This window comes from Haematobacter missouriensis (genome assembly GCF_000740775.1).
GTDB lineage: Bacteria > Pseudomonadota > Alphaproteobacteria > Rhodobacterales > Rhodobacteraceae > Haematobacter > Haematobacter missouriensis.
On record NZ_JFGS01000001.1, the window covers coordinates 238,993 to 262,772 of the forward strand.

General features: G+C 64.0%; 23 protein-coding genes. 14 read left to right on the plus strand and 9 right to left on the minus strand.

The annotated features are described in order from the left end of the window. Positions 1-88: 88 nt before the first annotated feature. Together gmk and CG51_RS01180 are read left to right on the plus strand one after the other, a co-directional pair. Positions 89-733: a guanylate kinase gene (gene gmk, locus CG51_RS01175; RefSeq protein WP_035741288.1), complete on the plus strand. Its 645-nt coding sequence runs from the start codon at positions 89-91 to the stop codon at positions 731-733. 13 nt (positions 734-746) lie between these two features. Further along, positions 747-1,271: a gamma carbonic anhydrase family protein gene (locus tag CG51_RS01180; RefSeq protein ID WP_035740914.1), complete on the plus strand. Its 525-nt coding sequence runs from the start codon at positions 747-749 to the stop codon at positions 1,269-1,271. A 161-nt stretch (positions 1,272-1,432) separates the two neighbouring features. On the opposite strand, the gene CG51_RS01185 is transcribed toward CG51_RS01180, so the two are convergent. Further along, positions 1,433-2,248, minus strand: a complete 816-nt coding sequence (locus tag CG51_RS01185) for a MurR/RpiR family transcriptional regulator (protein ID WP_035741290.1) — start codon at positions 2,246-2,248, stop codon at positions 1,433-1,435. Positions 2,249-2,768: 520 nt separating this feature from the next. Here CG51_RS01185 and ugpB point away from each other — a divergent pair. The 4 genes from ugpB to CG51_RS01205 are packed head-to-tail and all read left to right on the plus strand — an operon-like array spanning position 2,769 to position 6,930. Continuing rightward, on the plus strand, positions 2,769-4,067 hold the full coding sequence (ugpB, locus tag CG51_RS01190; RefSeq protein ID WP_035740915.1) for a sn-glycerol-3-phosphate ABC transporter substrate-binding protein UgpB: 1,299 nt from the start codon (positions 2,769-2,771) through the stop codon (positions 4,065-4,067). Between the two features lie 55 nt (positions 4,068-4,122). Further along, positions 4,123-5,004: a sn-glycerol-3-phosphate ABC transporter permease UgpA gene (gene ugpA / locus CG51_RS01195; protein WP_035740916.1), complete on the plus strand. Its 882-nt coding sequence runs from the start codon at positions 4,123-4,125 to the stop codon at positions 5,002-5,004. After that, positions 4,997-5,857, plus strand: coding sequence for a sn-glycerol-3-phosphate ABC transporter permease UgpE (gene ugpE, locus CG51_RS01200; protein ID WP_035740917.1), 861 nt, complete (start codon positions 4,997-4,999; stop codon positions 5,855-5,857). The genes ugpA and ugpE overlap by 8 nt, the downstream gene beginning before the upstream one ends. After that, a complete protein-coding gene (locus tag CG51_RS01205; protein ID WP_035740918.1) occupies positions 5,857-6,930 on the plus strand; it encodes a sn-glycerol-3-phosphate import ATP-binding protein UgpC in 1,074 nt (357 codons plus the stop codon). Before ugpE ends, CG51_RS01205 begins: the two co-directional genes overlap by 1 nt. Positions 6,931-6,946: 16 nt before the next feature. On the opposite strand, the gene CG51_RS01210 is transcribed toward CG51_RS01205, so the two are convergent. Further along, positions 6,947-8,047 carry a lysine-2,3-aminomutase-like protein gene (locus CG51_RS01210; protein ID WP_051929963.1) on the minus strand — a complete coding sequence of 367 codons (1,101 nt, stop codon included), beginning with the start codon at positions 8,045-8,047 and terminating at the stop codon, positions 6,947-6,949. A 187-nt stretch (positions 8,048-8,234) separates the two neighbouring features. Between CG51_RS01210 and CG51_RS01215 the strand changes: the two genes are divergently transcribed. Beyond that, positions 8,235-9,845: an acetolactate synthase large subunit gene (locus tag CG51_RS01215; RefSeq protein WP_084694972.1), complete on the plus strand. Its 1,611-nt coding sequence runs from the start codon at positions 8,235-8,237 to the stop codon at positions 9,843-9,845. Positions 9,846-9,948: 103 nt separating this feature from the next. Here the strand turns inward: CG51_RS01215 and CG51_RS01220 are convergent, their stop codons facing one another. From CG51_RS01220 to CG51_RS19865, 3 genes are read right to left on the minus strand one after another with little or no spacing between them, the layout of a single operon-like run. Further along, on the minus strand, positions 9,949-10,935 hold the full coding sequence (locus CG51_RS01220) for a tyrosine recombinase (RefSeq protein WP_084694973.1): 987 nt from the start codon (positions 10,933-10,935) through the stop codon (positions 9,949-9,951). Beyond that, positions 10,932-12,470, minus strand: coding sequence for a hypothetical protein (locus tag CG51_RS01225; RefSeq protein ID WP_035740920.1), 1,539 nt, complete (start codon positions 12,468-12,470; stop codon positions 10,932-10,934). Before CG51_RS01225 ends, CG51_RS01220 begins: the two co-directional genes overlap by 4 nt. Beyond that, positions 12,460-12,597: a hypothetical protein gene (locus CG51_RS19865; RefSeq protein ID WP_156961323.1), complete on the minus strand. Its 138-nt coding sequence runs from the start codon at positions 12,595-12,597 to the stop codon at positions 12,460-12,462. Before CG51_RS19865 ends, CG51_RS01225 begins: the two co-directional genes overlap by 11 nt. Positions 12,598-12,765: 168 nt before the next feature. Here CG51_RS19865 and CG51_RS01230 point away from each other — a divergent pair, with 168 nt between their 5' ends. Together CG51_RS01230 and aroB are read left to right on the plus strand one after the other, a co-directional pair. Further along, entirely contained in the window at positions 12,766-13,314 is a 549-nt protein-coding gene (locus CG51_RS01230; protein ID WP_035740921.1) for a shikimate kinase, read from the plus strand. Continuing rightward, positions 13,311-14,420 carry a 3-dehydroquinate synthase gene (gene aroB / locus CG51_RS01235; protein ID WP_035740923.1) on the plus strand — a complete coding sequence of 370 codons (1,110 nt, stop codon included), beginning with the start codon at positions 13,311-13,313 and terminating at the stop codon, positions 14,418-14,420. Before CG51_RS01230 ends, aroB begins: the two co-directional genes overlap by 4 nt. 108 nt (positions 14,421-14,528) lie before the next feature. On the opposite strand, the gene mepK is transcribed toward aroB, so the two are convergent. Further along, entirely contained in the window at positions 14,529-15,098 is a 570-nt protein-coding gene (mepK, locus tag CG51_RS01240) for a peptidoglycan L,D-endopeptidase MepK (protein ID WP_035740925.1), read from the minus strand. Between the two features lie 302 nt (positions 15,099-15,400). Between mepK and CG51_RS01245 the strand changes: the two genes are divergently transcribed. Genes CG51_RS01245 through CG51_RS01260 form a run of 4 tightly spaced genes read left to right on the plus strand, consistent with a single transcriptional unit; the run spans position 15,401 to position 19,727 of the window. Continuing rightward, positions 15,401-17,095: a L,D-transpeptidase family protein gene (locus CG51_RS01245; protein ID WP_233141181.1), complete on the plus strand. Its 1,695-nt coding sequence runs from the start codon at positions 15,401-15,403 to the stop codon at positions 17,093-17,095. Between the two features lie 38 nt (positions 17,096-17,133). Beyond that, positions 17,134-18,225, plus strand: a complete 1,092-nt coding sequence (gene lpxD / locus CG51_RS01250) for a UDP-3-O-(3-hydroxymyristoyl)glucosamine N-acyltransferase (RefSeq protein ID WP_035740927.1) — start codon at positions 17,134-17,136, stop codon at positions 18,223-18,225. 27 nt (positions 18,226-18,252) lie between these two features. Further along, complete coding sequence (locus tag CG51_RS01255) at positions 18,253-18,522, plus strand: phosphopantetheine-binding protein (RefSeq protein WP_035740930.1); 270 nt, start codon at positions 18,253-18,255, stop codon at positions 18,520-18,522. Continuing rightward, positions 18,519-19,727: a beta-ketoacyl-[acyl-carrier-protein] synthase family protein gene (locus CG51_RS01260; RefSeq protein ID WP_035740932.1), complete on the plus strand. Its 1,209-nt coding sequence runs from the start codon at positions 18,519-18,521 to the stop codon at positions 19,725-19,727. Before CG51_RS01255 ends, CG51_RS01260 begins: the two co-directional genes overlap by 4 nt. 50 nt (positions 19,728-19,777) lie before the next feature. Here CG51_RS01260 and CG51_RS01265 read toward each other — a convergent pair whose 3' ends face one another. Further along, the gene (locus CG51_RS01265; protein WP_035740934.1) at positions 19,778-20,413 is read right to left on the minus strand and encodes an invasion associated locus B family protein; all 636 of its coding nucleotides are present in this window, start codon (positions 20,411-20,413) and stop codon (positions 19,778-19,780) included. Positions 20,414-20,771: 358 nt separating this feature from the next. Between CG51_RS01265 and CG51_RS01270 the strand changes: the two genes are divergently transcribed. Further along, the gene (locus CG51_RS01270; RefSeq protein ID WP_035740936.1) at positions 20,772-22,298 is read left to right on the plus strand and encodes a helicase HerA-like domain-containing protein; all 1,527 of its coding nucleotides are present in this window, start codon (positions 20,772-20,774) and stop codon (positions 22,296-22,298) included. Positions 22,299-22,309: 11 nt separating this feature from the next. Here CG51_RS01270 and CG51_RS01275 read toward each other — a convergent pair whose 3' ends face one another. Beyond that, positions 22,310-23,146, minus strand: a complete 837-nt coding sequence (locus CG51_RS01275; protein ID WP_035740938.1) for an arginyltransferase — start codon at positions 23,144-23,146, stop codon at positions 22,310-22,312. Positions 23,147-23,315: 169 nt separating this feature from the next. After that, positions 23,316-23,780 (minus strand): RDD family protein, encoded by a 465-nt coding sequence (locus tag CG51_RS01280; protein WP_088233446.1) that lies wholly within the window; start codon positions 23,778-23,780, stop codon positions 23,316-23,318.

Below are 23,780 nucleotides of genomic sequence, written 5' to 3' on the forward strand. Positions count from 1 at the left end.
CGGCAGCGAAAAGTGAACAAAAGGTTAACCCATGCCGCCTGAGATACCGACGCAAGTTCCGCTCTCCGATGACCCGGGAGGGCGCAGCATCGCGCGTCGCGGCATCCTGCTCATCCTGTCCTCGCCCTCCGGCGCGGGCAAATCGACCTTGTCCAAGCGACTGACAACCTGGGATCCGACCATCGGGTTTTCTGTCTCCGCAACGACGCGCTCGCCTCGGCCGGGAGAGGTCGAGGGGCGGGAATACTTCTTCCGCACGCGGGATGAGTTTGAAGCGATGGTGGCCGCGGGCGAGATGCTTGAGCATGCTGAAGTGTTCGGGAACCTCTATGGTTCCCCTCGAGGGCCGGTGGAGGCCGCGCTTTCGCAGGGAAAGGACATGCTGTTCGACGTTGACTGGCAGGGTGGCCAGCAGATCCGAAACTCCGGGTTGGGGGAGGATGTCGTGTCCGTCTTCATCCTTCCGCCCTCCATCAAGGAGCTTGAGCAGCGGCTTCGCGGGCGCGGGCAGGATCCTGACGAGGTCATCGCCGCGCGCATGGCGCGGAGTCTGGATGAGATCAGCCGCTGGTCGGAATATGACTACGTGCTGATCAACCATGACATTGACGCGGCGGAAGAGGAACTGAGGGCCATCGTCACGGCGGAGCGGCTGGAAAGAAAGCGGCGGAGCGGTCTGGTGGGATTCGTGCGCGGTCTGAATGAGGAATTCACCCGCCGCAACAAGGGCTGAAAGGGAGAGGGACATGATCTATGCGCTGGATGGCGTGGCACCGCAGGTGCCGCCAAGCGGAGACTACTGGATCGCGCCGACGGCGGTGCTCATCGGCGATGTGCTGATCGAGGACGGGGGCTCCGTCTGGTTCGGTGCCGTGCTGCGGGGCGACAACGAGCGCATCACGGTGGGCGAAGGCTCCAATGTGCAGGAGAACGTGGTTTGCCATACCGACATCGGCTTTCCTCTGGTGATCGGACGAAACTGCACCATCGGTCACAAGGCCATGCTGCACGGCTGCACCATTGGCGATTCCACGCTCATCGGCATGGGCGCGACCGTCCTGAACGGGGCGCGCATCGGGCGGCACTGCCTCATCGGCGCAGGTGCTCTCATCCCGGAGGGTAAGGAAATCCCGGACGGCAGCCTGGTGATGGGTGCTCCCGGTCGCATCATCCGCCCGTTGGACGAGGAAGCCCGCGCTCGACTGGACAGGAGCGCGGAAAGCTATCAGGCAAACATGCGCCGCTTCCGCGCGGGCCTGTCGCCAGTCTGACAAGACCGGTAGCCCTGCCTGGGGAGAGCGGATCGGCGGGCAGGAGTTCTGACACTGCTCGTTTGCCAGCCTTCGACTGCGGCTGCGGGCGAAGCCCGTGTCCTGCTCTGCGCCAGGTGGCCATGGCTGTGAGCGCGGATCCGGTCAGGGAGAGGCAAATCTCACTCGCCAATCCCCCGCCGTTCGGCCACCGCCGCCGTTATCGCCGTGGCGACGGCTATGCTGCCGGAGAGCAGCCGCAACCCCTCATGCTCCGCTTCTGTGAGCATGAGCGATACGCGAGCGAGGGCGGCAACGGGGCTGTCCGGCCCGTCAGTCAGCGCAATGACGGGCAGACCGCGCTCCCGGAGGTTGCGCGTCTGGTGCACCGCATCGCGCGAATAGGGCCAGAAGCTCACCACCAGCGCCGCGTCTCCGGGCCGCGCGAGGTCCAGCATCTCATCCTCGATCCCCTGAGCGGTTCCGATGAGCTGTGAGCGGATTTTCATGCGGCCGAAGGTGTAGGCCATGCTGCTGGCGATGGGGAAGGCGCGGCGGCGGGCGATCAGAAAGATGGTCTCCGCCCGGGCCAGCAGGTCAACCGCCGTCTCGAACCGCTCCTCGGTGATGGACTGGCGAGCCGATTCCACGGAGCGGGCGGCCGCATCAAGGAAGCCGCCCAGCGTACCCGTGGCGGGGGAGGTCTGTGGCTTCTGCAGATAGGGGCTGCGGAAGACGGCCTGCATGTCGCTGAAACCGTCATATCCAAGTGTCTGGGCAAAACGCACAAGGGTGGAGGGTTGGACCCCAGCCGCGCGCGCAATTTCCGCCGTCGTGCCCAGCGCCATTTCTTCCGGCCTTGTGAGGGCGAAGGCCGCCACCTCTCCAAGACGACGGGGGAGGCGTGATTCTCTCGCGCGAAGATGTTCCCGTAGCGTGTCGATATCGCCAGGGGGAGCAAAGGCTGAGGCGGGCTGGGTGTCTGTCTTCTTGGGCATGAACTGTAAATGTGAGCGGTACCAGAGTATATTTTGGAACATATATTCTATTTTACTCGACCCCACCAGCGCTGATTTCCCGGTTTTTAACGCATTGCGCACTATATGTGCACAAATATCAGGCATATATACGCTTCGCCGCTTTCTCTATTGACAGGTTTGGAACGAATTGTCATGTTTGTTGCAGAACAAACGTTCCACGCACCAGCCAGGGGAGGGGTGGTTCGGGGCGTTGTTCGCCGGCTACGCGCGGTTGGGGAGGTCGCCGTGGCCGGTCTGCTTCCCCGGCACCGTTTGAGGTGTGGGCCTAATGGTCCCCTCCGGTGCCGGGGTTCACTCCCTTGAGGGTTCCCCTCGCGCAGATGACTGATCTGATACGCCCGGCATAGCAGAGCCGCGGCGCTTTCTGATGTCATCCAGTTATTTCCTCCTGACAGATGCCGCTTGCCGGACGGGTTTCACAAACCTGCCATGTCTTTTCCGTAAGCCCGCGTGTACCGAATCCCAGGAGGTCCTCCGAATGACACTGAAGGCAATTCTCGCAGCGACGATCGCACTCGTCCCGCTGAGCGTTGAGGCCAAGACCCAGATCAGCTGGTGGCATGCGATGACGGGCGCGAACTCGGAAGTGGTCAACAAGATCGCCAGCGATTTCAATGCCTCGCAGTCCGACTACGAACTCCAACCGGTCTTCAAGGGCACCTATCCTGAGACGCTGAACGCCGGCATCGCCGCCTTCCGCGCCGGTCAGTCACCCGACATCATTCAGGTATTCGACGTCGGAACGGGCGTCATGATGGCGGCAGAAGGCGCAATCAAGCCGGTGGCGGATGTTCTGACGGATGCGGGCGCGACATTCGACAGAACGCAGTACCTGCCGGGGATCGTGGCCTATTATTCCAAGCCCGACGGGACGATGCTGTCCTTCCCGTACAACTCGTCCTCGCCCATTCTCTATTACAACAAGGACGTGTTCGAAAAAGCCGGACTGGATCCCAACGCGCCGCCGAAGACATGGAACGAAGTCTGGGACGCGGCCCGCAAGATCAAGGCTTCCGGGGCCGCGCCCTGTGGTTATACCTCCACCTGGCTCACCTGGATTCATACCGAGAATTTTGCGGCCTGGAACAACGTCTCCTTCGGCACCAACGAAAACGGGCTTGCCGGCTCGGACGTGGAACTCAAGATCAATGCGCCGATCTACGTGAACCACTTTCAGGCGATCGCCGATCTCGCCAAGGAAGGGGCATTCCGCTACGGCGGGCGGACATCGGAGGCCAAGCAGATCTTCCTGTCCGGCGAATGCGGGATCCTGACCGAATCTTCTGGCGGGCTTGGAGATATCGTCAAATCGGGTATGAACTACGGCATCGGGCAGCTTCCCTATGACAGCGAGGCCGCCGGCGCGCCGCAGAACACGACGCCCGGCGGGGCGAGCCTGTGGGTGATGGGCGGCAAGTCGGATGAAATCTACAAGGGCGTCGCGGCCTTCTTCCAGTATCTGTCGCAGACGGAGGTGCAGGAATACCTGCATCAGACCTCGGGCTACTTGCCCGTGACGCTGAAAGCCTATGAGGCGACAAAGGCCAGCGGCTTCTATGACAAGAACCCCGGCCGGGAGACACCGATCCTGCAGATGATGGGCAAGGCTCCGACGGAGAATTCCAAGGGCGTTCGTCTGGTCAATCTGCCGCAAGTCCGCGACATCGAGAACGAGGAGTTCGAGAAGATGCTCGCCGGCCAGCAGACGGCGCAACAGGCGCTTGATAATGCCGTCGAGCGGGGCAATGCCGCGATCCGTCAGGCGCTGGGTAACTGAGCGCGTAAATGAAGCGGGTCCGTCCGGCGACGGGCGGGCCTTATCGGAGTCCTGAATGAACAGGGTCGTCTTTCCTCACCGGCTGCTACCTCTCTTGCTGGTCCTTCCACAACTCGTCATAACCGCGATCTTCTTTTACTGGCCCGCCGGACAAGCGCTCTGGCAGTCCATGCTGCGCGAGGACCCCTTCGGGCTGAAAACCACCTTCGTGGGCTTCGCGAATTTCCGCAGGGTGCTGTCCGATCCCGCCTACCTGAACAGCCTTCACGTGACCGCGGTATTTTCGGTGGCAACGGCATTCCTGTCGATGAGTATCGCCCTGCTCCTTGCCGTGCAGGCGGAGAAGGTCGTGCGCGGTAGGGGCTTCTATCGCACCATGATGATCTGGCCCTATGCGGTCGCCCCGGCCATCGCCGGGATGCTATGGCTTTTCATGTTCAACCCCTCCTTCGGCACGCTCGCCTGGCCGCTTCGGCAGATGGGCCTGCACTGGGATCCTCTCCTGAACGGCGGGCAGGCGATGACGCTTGTCGTCGCGGCGGCGAGCTGGAAGCAGATCAGCTACAATTTCCTGTTCTTTGTCGCTGGACTCCAGGCGATTCCCCGCTCACTGCTGGAGGCCGCAGCCATCGACGGCGCGCGTCCGATCCGGCGCTTCTGGACGATCGTCTTTCCGCTGCTGGCGCCCACCACCTTCTTCCTGCTGGTGGTCAACACCGTCTATGCGCTGTTCGATACCTTCGGCATCATCCATGCCGTGACGGGCGGCGGTCCCGGGAAGGCGACGGAGACGCTGGTTTACAAGGTTTACAACGACGGCTTCGTCAACCTTCAGCTCGGCTCCTCGGCTGCGCAATCGGTGATCCTCATGGTGATCGTCATCGCGCTGACCGCCTTCCAGTTCCGCTACATCGAACGGAGGGTTCACTATGGTTGAGGAACCCGTCGGCTCCACCCCCGGCTCCCGCGCCTGGGCGCATCTATGGATGATCCTGGCCGTGATGGTCGTGGCGTTCCCGATCTATTATGTCTGGGTCGCCTCCACGCATTCTCTGATGACGATCCTTCGTCCGCCGCTGCCTCTCGTTCCGGGGCCGGAAGCGGTGGAAAATTACCGCGACGCGCTGTCGGGCGGGGTTTCCCGTATCGGCGGGGTCAGCGTGGGATGGTTGCTGTTCAACACAACCGTCGTGGCTCTGGGCATCGCGGTCGGCAAGATCGTGATCTCGCTCGCCTCCGCCTATGCCATCGTGTTCTTCCGCTTCCCGCTGCGCATGGTGTGCTTCTGGGTGATTTTCATCACCTTGATGCTTCCGGTGGAGGTGCGGATTCTGCCTACCTACAAGGTGATGGTGGACCTCAACCTGATCGACACTTATGCCGGGCTGATCCTGCCGCTCATTGCTTCCGCCACCGCGACGTTGCTGTTCCGCCAGTTCTTCATGACCATCCCGAACGAATTGCTGGAGGCCGCGCGGGTCGATGGTGCCGGGCCGTGGCGCTTCTTCAAGGATATCCTGCTGCCGCTTTCCTATACCAATATCGCCGCCTTGTTCGTCATCCTGTTCATCTACGGCTGGACCCAGTATCTCTGGCCGCTCCTGGTGACGAATTCCAATGACATGAACACCATCGTCATCGCGCTGAGGAAAATGATCTCCTTTGCCGATGCGGATACCCCCTGGCACCTTGTGATGGTGACCGCGGTCCTGGCCATGCTGCCGCCGATCCTCGTGGTCGTGCTGATGCAGCGGTGGTTCGTGAAGGGCCTCGTCGAGACGGAGAAATAATGGCCCGCATCACCCTTTCCGACCTGCGCAAATCCTACGGGCCGCAGGAAGTCATCCATGGTGTCTCCATCGACATCGCGGATGGCGAGTTCATCGTGATCGTCGGCCCTTCCGGCTGCGGCAAGTCCACTCTGCTGCGCATGGTCGCGGGGCTGGAGAGGATCACCGGCGGCAGCGTTTTCATCGACGGCCGTGTCGTCAACGATCTGGAACCGCGCGAGCGTGACATCGCGATGGTGTTCCAGAACTATGCGCTCTATCCGCATATGAGCGTGCGGGACAACATGGCCTATGGGCTGAAGATCGCGGGGCTGTCGAAGGCGGAGATCGCGGAGCGTGTGAGCCGTGCCGCGAAGATGTTGGAACTGGCGCCGTATCTGGACCGCAAGCCGCGCCAGTTGTCGGGCGGTCAACGGCAGCGTGTCGCGATGGGGCGGGCGCTGGTGCGCGATCCGGCGGCTTTCCTGCTGGATGAGCCGCTTTCCAACCTAGATGCCAAGCTACGCGTTCAAATGCGCCTGCAGATCAAGGAGTTGCAGCGCACCGTCAACACGACAACGCTGTACGTGACCCACGATCAGGTGGAGGCGATGACGCTGGCCGACCGGCTCATCGTGATGAATGCCGGTGTGGCGGAGCAGATCGACACCCCCATGGCGATCTATGACAGGCCCGCCACGGCTTTCGTCGCGGGTTTCATTGGCTCGCCCGCGATGAACCTCCTGCCCGGGACGGCCGCTGCGGGTGGTGTGCAGCTTCCCGGCGGTGGTCTCCTCCCGCTGGCCGATAGCGTGCCTGCGGGTCCGCTGACCTTCGGTCTCCGGCCGGAACATGTGCAGCTGGTGGGGGCGGATACGCCTGGTCTCGATGTCACAGCCTTTGCCGTGGAGACTTTGGGGGCGGATGCCTATGTTCACGCGCGCCTGCCGGGTGCGGGGCCGGAGGTGCCGGGTTTCGTCGTGCGGCTTCCGGGCCATACGCGCGTCGCGGAAGGGGACAAGCTCCGTATCGCCGCCGCGCCGGGCGAGGCGCATTTCTTCGACAGCGAGACGGGGCGCCGCCGCGAAGCTTGACTCCTTTCAGAGGTCGTCACACGACAGGGGAGGCTTCCGGGCCTTCTGCTGCGGCGGCCTCCGCCGACCGGGACGGATCGCGGTAGCCGTGCCGCCCGCCCTTCGGGTCCGTCACGACATGGCTTCCCGGTTCCGCGCCTTCCGCGACATAGCCCGGTCCGATCGGCACCTTGCCGTAGCCGCCGGGAATGTCGAGCACGTAGGTCGGCAGACAGTGACCGGAGAGCCGCCCGCGCAGCTCCGCCATCAGACGCTGGCCCTCGGCTATCGTCGTGCGGAAATGCCCCGTGCCGCGTGCAAGGTCGCAATGGTGGAGGTAGTAGGGCTGCACCCGGTTGCGGACAAGCCCGCGGAACAGGGCCTCCAGTGTATCGGCATCGTCGTTCACGCCACGGAGCAGGACGCTCTGCGACCGCAATACGATCCCCGCGCCCGCAAGCCGGGAGAGCGCACCCGCCGCCTCCGCGGTCATCTCGGCCGGGTGGTTGGTATGGAGGACGACCATGACCTGCGGCCGGACCCTCAACGCGTCGAGCAGTGCGTCGTCGATGCGTTCCGGGGCCACCACGGGAACGCGGGTGTGGAAGCGGATGATCTCCACATGCGGGATAGCGGCGATGCGGGAGAGGATCTGCCCGATGCGCCGGGCGGACAGGACCATGGGGTCGCCCCCCGTCAAGATCACTTCCCAGATCGCCGGATGCGCGCCCACATAGGCCAGCGCCGCCTCCACCTCCGTCTCAGTCAAGGTGCCGGCGCCGCCCACCGCCTCCCGCCTGAAGCAAAAACGGCAATAGACCTCGCAGGTCTGGGTGATGTGGAGGATGACCCGGTCGGGGTAGCGGTGCGTGAGCCCCTTTACCGGGCTGTGGGCCGCATCGCCTATGGGGTCGGCCAGCTCCTCTGGCCGGATGGTCAGCTCTGCCGTCGTGGGCACATATTGCAGCGCCACCCCTGGCTCCGCCGTCTCCCCCAGTGACCGTTGCACGGCGGGGGTAAGACGGATGCGGAACGCCTCCGCTACCGGAGCCAGAGATGCCTCCGCAGAGTCAGGTATCAACCCTTCGCGTCTAAGATCGGCCAAGGTGGTAAGCGCGCGGGCAGGGCGGGAGGACATCGGTGCGGACCTGTCTGGAAAGCGCAGAGCTTATCCTCCCGTCGGCTTCCAAAGGCAAGTATCCGGCCCAGTCCGGATAAAGCCGTGATGGCGCACGCTCCGCTATGGGATCTTTCACCCTCCCCGGTCTAGGATGCCGCCGACTCGCTGTCAGGTTTGGTGGCGACAAGGGGAGAAGGAGCTGGGAATGGACAGGCCAGAGACGAAGGATGCCGGGCAACGCCTTTCGGCAGAGGGTAAACCCGGAAGCACGGGAGCGGACACTCTCTGCGACACGCTTCTGGCGGCCGGGGTCGATACCTGCTTTGCCAACCCTGGCACTTCTGAAATGCATTTCGTCGCCGCGCTTGATCGCAAACCGTCGATGCGCTGCGTGCTCGGCCTGTTCGAAGGCGTGGTGACGGGGGCCGCGGACGGATATGCCCGTATGGCCGGCAAACCGGCAGCGACACTGCTTCATACCGGGCCGGGGTTGGCCAACGGGCTGGCCAACCTGCACAATGCGCGTCGGGCGCGCACGCCGATGATCAACGTCGTAGGGGATCACGCGGGCTATCACGTTGCCCTCGATGCGCCGCTGACCAGCGATATCGACAGCCTCGCGCGGCCCATGTCCAACTGGGTGCGTCGGGTCAGCCACGGCACCGTCTCACGCGATACCGCCGATGCGATCGTTGCCGCACGAGGAGAGCCCGGCGGTATCGCCACGCTGATCCTGCCGGCGGACGTGGCCTGGGGGCCGTCTGACGCGGCCCTTGTGACACCTGCTGCCCCGCGTCGCCCACGGGTTCCCTCAGAGGCGGTGGAGGCTGCGGCCCGCGCCCTTCGCAGCGGCAAGAAAGTGCTTTTGCTCCTTGGCGACAGTGCGCTGCTGTCCGATCCGCTGGAGGCCGCCGGGCGTCTAGCTGAGGCGACGGGTGCGCGGCTGATGGCCGAGCAGTCGAACCGCCGCATCGCGCGCGGGGCGGGGCGGGTGGATATCCCGTGCAGGCCCTATCCGGTCGATCTCGCTCTGAAGGCCGTGGAAGGGGTGGAGGTGATGATCCTCGTCGGCGCGCGCGCGCCGGTCGCCTTCTTTGCCTATCCGGGCAAGCCGGGGAGTCTCGTTCCGCCGGGCTGCGAGGTGCTCACCCTCGCCGAACCCGGTCAGGACATGCTGGAGGCGCTGGAGGGCGTTGCGAGTGTCCTCTCGCTCCCCGCGTCCGTACGGGCGAAGCTCTCCCCATTCTCTCCCCCTGCTCTGCCGGAGGATGAGGGTGCGCTGACCCCCCGCGCGATTGCACAGGCGGTCGGAGCGCTGCTGCCCGAAGGCGCCGTCATCATCAATGAGGCGATCACCTCCGGCGCGGAGATCGCTCCGATGACGGCCTCTGCCGCGCCGCATGACCTGCTTGCGCTGACCGGAGGTGCGATCGGAGAGGGCCTTCCGATGGCGACCGGTGCCGCTATAGGCGCGCCGGGGCGGAAGGTGATCGCCATGCAGGCAGATGGCAGTGGCATGTACACCGTGCAGGCCTTGTGGACGCAGGCGCGGGAACGGCTGAACATCGTCAACATCATCTATGCCAATCGCGAATATGCTATTCTGCGCGGGGAACTTGCGAATGTCGGTGCCGGCGCGCCGGGCGTGAATGCCACGCGGATGCTCGATCTGGGCAATCCCGATATCGACTGGGTGACACTGGCGGCGGGTCTGGGTGTGGAGGGCACACGGGTGGAGACGCCGAAAGCCTTCAGTGCCGCGCTTCGCGCCGCCCTGTCGCGCGAAGGTCCTTTCCTGATCGAGGCGGTGATCTGATCGATACCGGCAGACCGGCCCGATGATCCTGGTAGCGCGATCCGGTGTGCAACCTGATCGCGCGCCGTTCATGGGGTGATTTCCCTTGGCGTGCGTTGCCTTGTCAGTCGTCGCCCGCTTCGGCCGGAGGAGGATCCCCGGCTGTCCGGGCAAGCGGATGTCGGGTCAGGACCAGTTCTTTCAGCCGCTCCTCCACCACGTGCGTATAGATCTCAGTGGTGGCGAGGTCGGCATGGCCGAGCAGGGTCTGGATCACCCGCAGGTCCGCCCCGCGCTCCAGCAGATGGGTGGCGAAGGCGTGGCGAAGCGTGTGAGGGGTGACCTGACCGGGATCGACGCCCGCCGCCACAGCGAACCGCTTGATCAGCGTGTGGAAGTGGATCCGTGTCAGGTGCCCCTCGCGCCCGAAGGAGGGGAACAAGTAGCGGGAGGGCGCACGGCCTGCCAGCTTCTCGCTTTCCTCCCCGGCGTCGCGGTGGGCGAGCCAGGTTACCAGCGCCTCCCGTGCGGGGGTAGAAAGCGGCACCATCCGTTCCCGCCCGCCCTTGCCGCGGACAAGCAGCATTCGGGGATCGCCACGGGCACCGGAAACTGGCAGGCTCACCAGCTCCGAGACGCGCATCCCCGTCGCATACAGCACTTCCATGAGACAGGCGTTGCGGAACCGCTCCCCCTGTGTCTTGCCGAAGTTGCGTGCGGCGTCGAGCAGCCGCTCCACCTCCGCCACGCTGAGGGTGCCGGGCAGACGCTGATCCCGGCCTGGGCCTGTGATGCGGATGGCAGGGTGATCTTCGCGCAGACCGTCATCGACGGCGAAGCGGTAAAGCTGCCGGATCGCCGCCAGCCGCCGCGCGCGCGTGGCACGGGACAGACCCTGCGCCTCGCAGAACACGAGATAGTCCTCCACATCGGCGCGGCCTGCGGTCAGAAAGTCCAGGTCTCGCCGCGCGAGCCAGCCCGCGAAATCCTTCAGATCCCGTCCATAGGCGAGCCGCGTATTACGGGCCGCATCACGCTCTGCCGCTTCGGCCTCCAGAAAGGCAGAGATCCAGCGCTCCATCAACGTCAGCGAGGCGCGCTTGCCGGTCATCCCCGGCGATCCAGCAGAATAAGCTGAAGGCCGATCTGTCGCGCGTCGTCCTCCAGGCCCGCAGCGCGGAGCGTGGCCAGTCCTTCGGTGACCGCCCGGAGATCGCCGCTCGCCCCCGCGCGGACTCGGAGAAGGGCATTCAGCACGGCTTCGCCGCGCCTTTGCCAATCGAGCATCCCCTTCAGGTCGGCGGGAACCGCGTCGGCTCTCAACCCGTCGCGCACCGCGCCAGCCATACGGTCCGGAGGAACGACACCGCGCAGGCTGCCTGCGGCCACGCCTTTCAGGAAAGCTTCCATTGCGCCGCCCGGTGCACGAACACGGGCGTTCTTGGCATAGGCATCGGTGAGCAGGCCCATGCGGTAGGCCGTTGCCGCAGCCTCGCCCTCCAGTGTCAGGGAGACCACGCGATCGCCGAACATGGCGGACAGCGGCACCTCCAGTTCGCTCTGCGCAAGCAGATCCCAACCCTGCGGTAGAATGAGCGAAAGCGGGCCGGTATCGCCTGCCTCAGCTTCCGTGACGGCGGTGTCGAGTTGCTGGATGATCCGCACCCGGTCCCAGACGCCGCCGGAGGCAGCGGCGCGCTGCTCTGTATAAAGTCCGTGGAGAGCGTTCGGGTCGAGCGCGCCCGTCCGGGCGAGACGCTCGCCAGCCTCGATGCGCGCCTTCCATCCGGTGTTGTTGCGCAGATCCGCGGTGGCGAAGGCCAGCGGCAGCGAGCCGGAGGGGATAGCCTCACCCACTGCCTCGAACAACCGCCATTGCAGAGCTGTCGGGCGGGATGGCGGCGCTAGAGGGGCGCTTTCCTCCGCCATTTCCGGCTCGAGGAAACGGGTCAGCAACTCTCCATCATAGGCATCGATCTCCCCCAGCGCGAGGCCCGCCTGCAAGGTGGTCATCGCCACCGCCCAATCCTCCCCCCGACCAAGGCAGAAGATACGCGCGGCCAGCCCCGGCGCGAGCGAAGGGTGTCCCAGCATCTCCGGGCAGGTGCGGTCCTCCTGTCCTGCCAGCAACGAAAGGTCGAACCAGCGGCGGAAGCTCTGCGGCGTATCGGCGCCTTCGCGGTCCAGCAATGCCAGCGCCTGCTCCGTTGCGCCCAGATCCATCAACTTGTCGATCCGGGCGAGGAACAGCGCCGCATTGCCATCGGAATCGACCGGAGGGTTGAGCTCGGCCAGAAGGATGCGGAACAGCGTCTCATTCGCCGCCGGCAGCGCATCGACCGGTTGAGCCGCGATCAACCGCGCGAGTTCGGCGGAGGGTGTGATCCCCCATAGATCCTGCGGCAGTTCCGCCCGATCAGCATCGACCAGGCCGGCGGCATCTGCATTGGTGCCCGGCAGCGGCGCAACGCCGATCTCCACCGGAGCCGCGGGCCGGGGCTCATCCGTCACGGGGGGCGGCGGAGGACGCGAGACGCTCTGGGAGAGCCAGTCGATCGCGGAGAGCGGCCGCTCTGCCCTGGCAGGGAATGCCACCGTCAAGGCAAGGAGAGCGATGAGCGGCAGGCCACGTATTTCAATCGACATTCAGCGTCACCGGCTGCGTGACCTGTGCCTGCAACGGGGTCAGCGATCCCGGCAGGTAGGACCAGCCGACGAGGCCAAGAAAGCCGAGGATGAGGATGACCGCAATGGTCTTCAGAAGGATCGTCATAGGGTTCTGTTCCTGCTCTCGTCCCGCGCCGATCCGGGGGCGGATCCGGCTATGCGCCCGGTCTTATGCCGGGTCAGTGCGGATTATAACTGGCTTTCCGCGCGAGTTCACGCCATTCAGGCGCAAAGATTTCGTGAGGCGGAATACGGGAACGCGGAAGGCGGGGGAGTGACCTGGCGGCTCAACAAGACGGTGGTGCTCGTCGGAATGATGGGCGCGGGCAAGACGGCGGTCGGCCAGTCTCTGGCGCGTGCGCTCGGGGTCCGCTTCCGCGATTCGGATGAGGAGATCGTGAAGGCGGCCAACCGGACCATCGCGGAGATATTCGAACGCGACGGGGAGCCCTTCTTTCGCAGGAAGGAATCGCAGGTGATCAGCCGTCTCATAGATGAACGCCCGGCGGGGGTGCTTTCCACCGGGGGCGGGGCGTTCCTGTCGGAGGAGAATCGCCGCGTGATCGCGGAGCGCGCCGTGTCGGTCTGGCTCAAGGCGGACGTCGACCTGCTCTGGTCGCGCGTGCGGCACCGGACACATCGTCCGCTGCTGCGAACCGCCGATCCGCGGGCTACCCTGGGTGAGATGCATCGCGCGCGAGAGCCGCATTATGCACAGGCAGAGCTGATGGTGGAAAGCGCGCAGGGCCGCTCCATCGAGGACATGACCGGACGGCTGATCGAAGCGCTTGCGACCCGTCCCGACGTTTTGCAGAGGAAATGATGGAAACTGTTCACGTCGATCTCGGCAATCGCGCTTATGAGGTGCGAATCGGAGGCGGTCTCATCGCCCGCGCGGGAGAAGAGATCTCCGATCTTCTCCATCGACCGCGGGTGGCGGTCATTACGGACCAAAACGTGGCGGCCCTGCATCTGGAGACACTGGGGCGGGGCTTGGCCAAGGCGGGGATCGAAATGACCTCGCTGGCGCTCCCTCCTGGCGAATCGACGAAGGGCTGGCCGCAGTTCACCCGTGCGGTGGAGTGGCTGCTTGAGGCGAAGGTGGAGCGTCGGGACATCGTCATTGCGCTTGGCGGTGGGGTCATCGGCGATCTGGCCGGATTCGCCGCTGCCGTGCTGCGCCGGGGTGTGCGTTTCGTACAGATCCCGACGTCGCTGCTGGCGCAGGTGGACAGCTCGGTAGGGGGCAAGACCGGAATCAACACGGCCCAAGGCAAGAACCTAGTGGGCGCCTTTCATCAGCCCAGCCTCGTCCTTGCCGATACCGGCGCGCTTGCGACGCTGCCTCCGCGGGACTTTCTGGCCGGCTACGGCGAGGTGGTGAAATACGGCCTTCTCGGTGATCCGGTGTTCTTCGACTGGCTGGAGGTGGAGGGCATCCGGCTCGCCGCCGGCGATCGCGCACTCCGGCAAAAGGCAGTCGTCCGCTCGGTGGAAATGAAGGCCCGCGTCGTGGAGCGTGACGAGACGGAGGAGGGGGATCGTGCGCTCCTCAATCTCGGGCATACCTTCGCCCATGCGCTCGAGGCCGCGACGGGTTATTCTGACCGGCTTCTGCATGGCGAGGCGGTGGCCATTGGCTGTGCGCTGGCCTTCGACCTGTCGGCTCGGCTCGGCTTTTGCGCGCAGGAGTTGCCGGGACGGGTGCGCGCCCATCTTCAGGCGATGGGGATGAAAGCCTCGCTGTCGGACATTCCGGGTGAACTGCCCGGGGCCGAACGGCTGGTGACTCTCATGGGGCAGGACAAGAAGGTGGTGGACGGTCGGCTACGGTTCATCCTTGCCCATGATATCGGACGGGCTTTCGTTGCTGACGATATAGATCCCGGCGTGGTCACGCGCCTGATCGCGGACGAACTGCCGCGCTGAACGGCGCGGCGCTGGCCGCAACGAGGGGATCGGCCGAACAGACGACGAAAAGACGATGCCGGCGCACCCATCGGGCCGCCGGCGCATCGTTCGTCGGTGGAGCCGGTGTCAGGCGCCCCAGGTGCGCACCGTGCCGCAATCCATATGGACGAAGTTGGAGCGGGAGTAGGTGCCGACCCCGCCAGCTGCACAGGATTTCGCAGCGCGGGCCATTTGCGCAACGGAACGGGATTTGAGCCGAAGGTCCGCCGCCATTCCCTTGAGATGAAGGGAGTTCTTTGCCACACCGCTGCTCTGCCGCCGCAACATGTCGTTGGTCTGCGGCGAGCGGTAGCCAGAGAGCAGCATATACGGCTCTGATACATCCATCAGCCGGTGCGACGCGGCCATGATGTCCACGTTGCGCGGGTCGATGGTGATCTTCTGATTGTTACGCCAGTCGCGCATGAAATGCGTGATTTCTGCCAACGCTTCGGGAACGTACTGACCCTCGACCCAGTAGATCGTGTCGATGCTTTCCCCGGTGCGGCCCGAATACATGCTGATTCGCCGCACATCGCCCGCGCCCCGCAAAAAGCCGAAGGCGTTAGCGTAAGTAGGCGCCGCGACCAGAGTGGTCGCCGCGAAGACGCGCATAAGGCCGCGCCGAGAAATGCCTTTCGGCTCGATGTCGCTCATTGCCTGTCCCGTCGCTCGTTGTTGACTACCGCGGTCTTGCGCCGCTGCCGCCGGTCGTTGCCGGCCAGCGTTTTATGGCATCATCTGCGCTATCGACCAAGCCGTAGTTCCGCGAGTACCGGCCGGTTTTTCAATCATCGGCGGAATGCCGCCGGAATCCTCGCTTCGGTTTGTGGGCGCGCGCGTGGGCTCTGGCCTATGGCTTTTCCGTGACAGGTGCAGGGTTGGAGGGGACAGGCGGTGGACAGAGGTCGCGATTTCCCCGCATGTGGTTTCAAGAGCCGTATAACGAGGGGCCAGCCATGAACCGTGCAACCTGCTTCGCCCTAGGTCGCAGGCGGGCGTCGGGCCGCACCGCGATGGCCGCGCTTTGTCTGATCGCCACCCTCACGCCCGCATTCGCGCAGGAGGCAATGGTCACCCCCGTGGTCCTGCCCGGAGCGCCGATGGAGATGTCGTCGCTCGAGCCACCGGCTGAACTGCTGCCCGTGCCTTCGACCCTCTTCGCCCGTACCCTGGCCGAGGCATTGGCCGGTGACGAGACGCTTGTGGGCTTCTACGCGCGCCGGGACTGGGCCCCGGTCTGGACGGGGGCTGAGGATGCGCCGCGGCGTGCGGCCTTCTTCGGTGTACTGGCGGAAGCGGGCCCGCAGGGCCTGCCGGAGCGGCGCTACGATGCCGAAGGGCTGGTGCGACAGTTTCACGACGTGCTGGGGGAGCGTGATCGGGGTCTGCTTGAGGCCGCGATGACGCGTGCCTTCCTGTCCTATGCGCGGGATGTGAACAGCGGAGTGCTGACGCCCGCGCGCATCGACCCCGCTATCGTCCGGCAGGTGCGCCGCCCCCAGGTGCTGGGATTGATGGATGGGATCGCGGGGGAGGCGCCCGCGCGGTTCCTGGCTTCGCTCCCACCGCACAGTGCCGAATATGCCGCCCTGCTTCGGGAGAAAGCCCATCTGGAAGCGATGCTCTCCCGTCCGTCCGGCCCTGTCATCACTGCTGAGGTGCTGAAGCCCGGGCAGGTTGGGCCGGATGTGGTTGCGCTGGCTCGCCGGCTGACGGTTCTGGGTTATCCGGCCGGGGATGGGCAGAGCTATGATGGGAGCCTTCGGGCGGCGGTGAAACACTTTCAGCAGGACCGCGGTCTTAACGCCGATGGCGTTGCCGGACGTGCCACATTGCAGGAACTCAACCGGAATTCCGCGGGCAAGCTCGCCGCGGTTCTCGCCGCGCTGGAGCGGGAAAGGTGGTCGAACTTCGACCGGGGACGGCGGCACATCTGGGTCAATATCGCCGACTTTCAGGTGAAGATTGTCGAGAACGGTCGTGTCACCTTCTCCACCCGTTCCGTTGTCGGCAAGGCTGAGCAGGATCATGAAACGCCGGAATTCTCCGACATGATGCAGTTCATGGTGGTCAATCCGCGCTGGAACGTGCCGCGTTCTATCTCCACCAAGGAATATCTGCCGAAGCTGCAGAAGAACCCGAACGCCGTTGCGCATCTGGACGTGGTGGACAGAGCGGGCAATGTAATCCCGCGGGATGCCGTGGACTTCACTCAGTTCACGCCTCAGAGCTTCCCCTATCGCATTCGGCAGGCTCCGGGAGACGACAATGCGCTGGGGCTGGTGAAGTTCATGTTCCCTAACAGGTATAATATCTATCTGCATGATACGCCTTCCAAATCCTTGTTTGGAAAGGATGTCAGGGCATTTTCCCACGGCTGCATCCGTTTGGCCGATCCCTTCGACTTCGCCTACGCGCTTCTCTCCGCGCAGGAGAGCGATCCGGTGGCGCGGTTTCAGCGTGTGCTGGCCACCGGCAAGGAGACGACCATCCGCTTGAAGGAACCGGTTCCCATCCATCTCGACTACCGGACGGCCTTCTCTGATGATCAGGGCCACATCGTCTATCGCGCGGATGTCTACGGGCGGGATGGAAAGATCGCCGCGGCGCTGGAAAAGGCCGGGGTGGCACTGCCGGGCATTCAGGGTTAGATCCCGACCGGGCGACCGGCGCCTAGGGGGACTTGCGCATGGACCATACCGTCACGGAAATTGCGGCTGCGCTGGACGCGCGGGTTGAAGGCGACGGCGAAATCCGGGTGTCCGGCGTCGCGGAGCCGCAGGAGGCGCGGGCAGATCAGCTCGCCGTCGCGATGGATCCGAAATACGCGGATGGGCTGCAGAAGGGTCATGCGCGCGCGGCGATCCTTTGGGCGGATGCGGATTGGGAATCGCTAGGTCTGGACGCGGCGATTTTCGTCACGCGCCCGCGCTATGCCATGTCTCGGCTCACCGGCTACCTCGATCCTGGCCCGGGAATCGAGCCGGGCATTCATCCGCTTGCCTATGTTCACCCCGAGGCGGAGATCGGGACTGACGCGGCCATCGGCCCGTTTGCATATATCGGGCGCGGCGTACGTATCGGCGCGCGGGCCCGGATTGCGCCGCAGGTATTCGTGGGCGAAGGCAGCGTGATCGGGGATGATGCGCTGCTGCAAGCGGGGGTCCGCATCGCGCATCGGGTCACCATAGGCGACCGGTTCATTGGCAATCCGGGTTGCGTGATTGGCGGTGACGGCTTCTCCTTCGTCACGCCCGAGAAATCAGGGGTGGAGGAAGTGCGTGAGACGCCCGGCCATCGTGGCGAGATCCATGCGCAGAAATGGACGCGCATCAGCTCCGTCGGCGGGGTGGAAATCGGCGATGACGTGGAAGTCGGCTGCAATGCATGCGTGGATCGCGGCACAATCCGTGCCACGCGTGTCGGCAACGGCACGAAGATCGACAACCTCGTTCAGGTCGGCCACAATTGCCAGATCGGGGAAGATTGTCTGCTCTGTGGCATGGTGGGCGTGGCGGGCTCGGTCAAGATCGGTAACCGAGTCGTGCTTGGCGGGGGCGTCGGCGTCAACGACAACATCTTCATCGGAGACGACGTGATCGCGGGCGGTGCCGCGCGCATCTTCACCAATGCACCTGCCGGGCGCGTGTTGATGGGTACTCCTGCCGTCAAGATGGAGACGCAGCTTGAGATCAACAAGGCTGTCCGTCGGCTGCCCAGAATGGCTCAACAGTTTGCGGACCTTCAGAAACGGGTTTCAAAGCTGGATGGCGGCGAGTAGAAAATCCCGGTTTTGAGGAGGATGCGCATGTCTGACAAGGTTCGGGATACGGTTGTCGCTATCCTTGCAGAACAGGCGTTGCTGGCGCCATCGGAGGTCGCGCTGGAGAGTTCGCCCGCTGATCTGGGCATCGACAGCCTGGGGCTGGTTGAGGCTATCTTCGCCATAGAAGAGGCGTTTGACATCTCCGTTCCCTTCAACGCGAATGATCCGGATTCGAATGAATTCGATATCTCCTCTGTCGCTTCCGTGGTTGCGGCGGTGCGCGAGTTGGTTCGCATGCAGAAGACTGCATGAACCGCGTAGCGATCACCGGAGCAGGAACGATCAACGCGCTCGGCCATGATGTCGCTCAGACGCTGATGGCCTTTCGGGAGGGGCGCTCGGGGATCGGCCCGCTTTCCTTGCGCGACCAGGAACGGTTGTCCATCGGTATCGGCGGGCAGGTGCGTGACTGGGATCCCGAGACGATCTTCAATCGCCAGCAGATCGCCCTCTATGACCGTTTCACCCAGTTCACGCTGCTCGCGTCGGAGCAGGCGATAGAGCAGTGCGGGCTGGTATTCGAGGGCCAGCTTTCTCATGAGGCCGGTGTCATTCTTGGCACCGCTGGTGGGGGCGTGAATACCTGGGACGAGAATTACCGGGCCGTCTATGAGGAGGGCAAGAACCGCGTTCATCCCTTCGTCGTCCCCAAGCTGATGAACAACGCAGCCGCCGCCCATGTATCGATGGAGTGGAACCTGAAGGGGCCGTCGTTCACGGTGGCCACGGCCTGTGCATCCTCCAACCATGCGATGGGTACGGCTTTCTGGATGATCCGCTCCGGTGCCGCCCGGGCCATCGTCACGGGAGGCTCGGAATCCATGTTGTGCTTCGGCGGGATCAAGGCATGGGAAGGGTTGCGCGTGATGTCGAAAGACGCCTGCCGCCCGTTTTCCGCCAACCGCAGCGGCATGGTGCAGGGGGAGGGCGCGGCTGTCTTCGTCTTTGAAGAATATGAGCACGCGCGCCTGCGGGGTGCCGATATTCTTGCCGAAGTCATCGGGTTTTCAATGACTTCCGACGCGGCGGATATCGTCATGCCCTCCAAGCACGGCGCGGAGCGGGCGATGCTGGGTGCCCTGCGCGATGCGCGACTGAACCCGGAGGACGTGGGCTATATCAACGCCCACGGCACCGGCACGGCCGCGAATGACAAGACGGAATGCGCGGCTGTCGCCGACGTCTTTGGCCATCACGCGGATCGGTTGATGATCTCCTCCACAAAATCCATGCACGGCCACCTTATCGGGGGCACGGGCGCCGTGGAACTTCTGGCCTGCATCATGGCGCTGCGGGACGGCATCATCGCGCCCACCATCGGCTATGAAGAGCCGGATCCGGAATGCGCGCTCGACGTGGTGCCGAATGTCGCGCGTGACGCGCAGGTGGACGTGGTGCTTTCCAACGCCTTCGCTTTCGGCGGCATGAATGCCGTTCTGGCGCTGCGGCGGGTCTGAAATGCGACGGGCGCCCGAAGGCGCCCGCGGATCAGCCGATAGGGGGCCGATCACTGATTGTCAGCATTTGCCTTGTTCACGGCGTCATAGCCGGCGGTAAAACCCTTCAGCGAGACTTTCAGATTGACCTTGTGATCCGGCGCGGCGACGGGAACGATGGTTATCGTCGCGGCATTGCCCTTTTTCAGCGCGTCGACTTCGGCGGAGGTGAAGCCAACCCGCGCGATGCAGCCCACCGGAGCGCACCAGCCGAACGGATAGTGTTTCACCGGGGCGCTGTCGATCTGGAAGCTGACCTGCTGGGTGAGGAGTGTTTCCAGCGGTGTGATGATCGTCGCACCCGCAGCGGCCTGCTGGCCCGGAGGCAGCGCGAACAGGCTGAACTCAGCTACGTTGTTACCCTGCTCATCCTTCAGAAGCTGATAGAGCTGGCAGGGATCCTTCCCGTTGTCCGTCTTGACGCAGCGCATCTGCCAGTCGCCATAGGTCGCGGCGATGTAGGGCTGGTTGACAGCGGCATTCTCTGCACCGGTCACAAGTTGGTTGCTGGGGGCGGCTTGCTGCGCCGGAGCCGGAGCGGCCGGAGCGGGGGTTTGCGGCTGGGTCGCCGTGTCCTGCGCAAAAACGATCGCCGGGGCGAGCGCCACGGCTGCGGCAAGGGCAAGGCGCTTGGGCAAGTTCGACATGAGACGTTCCGTTACTGGCTCGATCAGCGCGATCTATCACGGGCAGAGCGGTCTGTCAGGAAAAATCGGGGTATCGGCGGGTTTCGCACGGTGTTGTTTATGAAAGAAAAGGGGCTCCCGTTAGGAACCCCTCTCCTTTTCCCTGTCGAACCTCGGCCGACTTATTGAAGCTGACGCTACGAATTCGGGTTGAGCGGGTCAACGGTTTCGTCACGATCAGATGACGGATTTAGAGCATATGCACAAAATATATGCGCAATGCACAGCTCCTCCACAAAGATGAAATCCACTCTGTTGACGGGTGTTGAAGTAGTGCGCGAACCCGCTAGGCTCATGGCAGGCAGCGGGAGAAGCGGCAATGAGCGATGCTATCTTTGTCGGTGGCGGGGGTGAGGAGCATGACCAGCCCCAGAGCCTTCTTCTGAAATACGGCAACCGGCACGGGTTGATCGCGGGCGCAACTGGGACGGGCAAGACAGTCACGCTCCAGATCCTCGCGGAGGGATTTTCCGATGCGGGCGTTCCCGTCATCATGGCCGATGTGAAGGGCGATCTTTCCGGTATCGCCTTTCCGGGTCGAGAGGACGCGCCCACGCATGCCGCGTTCACCGCCCGGGCCGCGCAGATCGGCTACACAGACTTCCACTACCGCGGTTATCCCGTCACCTTCTGGGATATCTTCGGGCGTAAGGGCCACCCCCTCCGCACGACCGTGGCGGAGATGGGGCCGCTGCTGCTGTCGCGGCTGCTCGACCTCACCGAGGCGCAGGAGGGGGTGCTGAACATCGCTTTCCGTATCTCGGACGATGAAGGGTTGGCGCTGCTCGATCTCGCCGACCTGAAGGCGATGCTCCAGTTCCTGTCCGAGAATGCCACAGAGATTTCCGGCCGCTACGGCAATGTCACAGCGGCTTCCGTCGGAGCGATCCAGCGGCGTCTGCTGGTGCTGGACAATGAAGGCGGGTCCAAATTGTTCGGGGAGCCGGCCCTTCAGCTGGCGGACCTTATGACGACTGCACCAGACGGTCGGGGGCAGATCAATATATTGGCGGCGGATCAGCTCATGAATTCGCCGCGGCTCTACGCGACTTTTCTGCTGTGGTTGCTGTCCGAATTGTTCGAGGAACTGCCCGAAATCGGTGACCCGGAAAAACCCCGGCTCGTGTTCTTCTTCGACGAGGCGCATCTGCTGTTTGACGATGCGCCCAAGGCGCTTGTGGCCAAGGTGGAGCAGGTGTCGCGCCTGATCCGGTCCAAGGGTGTCGGCGTGTATTTCATCACGCAGAACCCCGATGATGTGCCGGAGACGATCCTCGGCCAGCTCGGCAACAGGGTGCAACACGCGCTTCGCGCCTTCACCGCCCGCGATCAGAAGGCCCTGCGCCGTGCGGCGGAGACTTACCGTCCCAACCCGCGCTTCGATACCGAAAGCGCGATCAAGGAAGTCGCCACGGGAGAGGCCGTCACCTCCTTTCTGGAGGCGAAGGGCGCGCCGGGGATGGTGGAACGCACGTTGATCCGCCCGCCGGTTTCTCGTCTGGGCGCGATTACGGAGGAGGAAAGGGCGGAGGTTCTGGCCGCTTCGCCGGTTGCGGGGAAATACGACCGCCTCATCGACCGGGAATCGGCAGCTGAAATTCTCGCGGCACGCTCTGCCAAGGCAGCGGAGTCACCCGGCCCGCAAGAGGATCGGGAGTTCAATTCGGGCCAGAGGTATGGTGGCTCGACCGCGGGACAGGGGCGCAAGACCTCTCCCGTTCCGCGGCGGAGCAACACCGACTCCGTCGTGGATGCCTTCGCCAAATCCTTTGCGCGCCAACTGGGCGGACGCTCGGGGCAGGCGTTGGTGCGGGGCATCCTGGGAGGGCTGTTCAAGGGGCGCTGAAGAGCGCGCCCCTAGCCGCGGGTTGGCCGGGTATCAGGCAGGCTGATCTTGGCCACTTGCTCTGCGATCGGATCGACAGAGAGCGGGTGGGTATCGCTGCTGTAATCCTCGGGATTACCGATGGGCTGCCAGCGACCGCCAATATAGACCTCGAGCGCGTCGAAATTCGCCTTGTAGCCCATCTTCCGGCTGCCGGGCACCCAGTAGCCCAGATAGACATAGGGAAGACCCGCCTCCCGCGCGATTTCCACATGGTCGAGAATCACGAAAGTCCCAAGAGAATCGGAGATCCGTGTCGGTTCGTAGAAGGAATAAACCATCGATACCCCATCATCGAGGATATCGGTCAGGCAGACAGCGGTCAGCCTGCGGCGACGCTCTCCCGGCTCGGGATCGGCGGAATATTCTACCAGCCGGGAGCGGATCGGCGTCTCCTCGATCATTGCGGCAAATTCCAGCACATCCATATCCGCCATGCCACCATCCGAATGACGACTGTCCAGATAACGGCGGAACAGAGCGAACTGCTCCTCCGTTGCCCATGGACTCGTGGCCTCGCGGCGCAGATCGGCGTTGCGGCGGAGCGCGCGCTTCTGGCTTTTCGACGGGGTGAAGTCAGCGACCCTGATCCGCGCGGAGTAGCAGGCGGAGCATTCTGTGCAGGAGGGGCGGTAAAGCACGTTCTGCGAGCGGCGGAAGCCCTGTTTCGATAAAGCGTCGTTCAGACGCTCCGCCTGATCTCCCTGCAGCGCCGTAAACAATTTTCGCTCCATCCTGCCGTCCAGATAGGGGCAGGGTTGCGGGGCAGTGACGTAGAACTGCGGAACGATCGGAAGCGTGTGGCGCATTTATTTGTCCATCGTCGGCTAGGTCGGCAAGCGTCAGGGGGAGTGCTGGCGTCGGCATCCGCCGGTAGCTGAACTGGTCTGATATGGGCCTTGCTCCAACGTTAACAAGGCCCTTGGCAATCGCCAAGGGCCTTCATGACTATCTTGCGACAGTCTTTGGGGGGAACGGTCAGAAGCGAGCAGCCCTGTTGATCGCCGCAGTGCCGAGCAGCATGTCCGTAAGGCTCTGTCCTTTGGGCGTTATCAACATCGTGGCGATGGAGATGAGCTGCGGAATGCCGAAGCTCCACGACACAGTATAGCCGAGGACGTGCAGGAACGCCGTCAACGCATCGAGCCGTTCGCCGCGGAAGGTGCGAAACTCCAGCGAAACGAGTCGCTGTCCGATCGTCGCGGATTTGCGTGCCAGCCCGATCCAGCGGTAGAGAAAGGCCACCACCATATAGAGCCCCACGAGATAGAAGAGCGCGGTAAATGCGGTGAGAGGCACGAGGATAGCCGTGATGAGCGCGATGATTGCCACATCGACGCCCCAGGCGATGAAGCGCTTGACCGCCACGTCGCGGTAGAAGGCGCCCTCTGTCGCCGGATCGGGAAGGCCCCGCGCGAAGAAGGTGTCGTCGGTGCTGGTCAT